The following is a 337-nucleotide window of genomic DNA, read 5'->3' as shown; positions in this document are numbered from 1 at the left end:
TCGGACTGGCCGGAGGCCCAGTGGAAGAACACCTCGGCGGTGATCGCTTCATAGCAGGCACCCTGGGAGCGGAACCAGTGCGTGGTGGTGTCCCCTTCGACGTAGGTTCCGTAGCCGAACAATTCCCCGTTCCCGTCACGGGTGCGGGCGACGGCGAGGATGATGTAGGGCCAGGATCCGGCGTCCCATCCCTCGCTGCCCCAGTTCGGCAGGACCGACCAGGCGGTGCCTTCGAGGGTGTCCATCCAGTCGTAGCCGTCTCCCGCCCGGTCATCGGCAGGAAGGGCCGGAGCGGAGACCGGTTCAGCGGTGTCGGCTGTGGCCGTGTGGGTCTGGG

At 67.7% G+C, this 337-nt stretch carries 1 protein-coding gene; it reads right to left on the bottom strand.

The window, feature by feature from the left end:
* Positions 1-337 (bottom strand): hypothetical protein (locus ACETK3_RS21375; protein WP_373993603.1); only part of this gene is annotated, 337 nt, incomplete at both ends.

Origin of the sequence: Arthrobacter sp. E44 (assembly GCF_041877125.1) — a bacterium.
Classification (GTDB): Bacteria; Actinomycetota; Actinomycetes; order Actinomycetales; family Micrococcaceae; genus Arthrobacter.
This window is presented reverse-complemented; position numbering and strand designations above follow the sequence as displayed.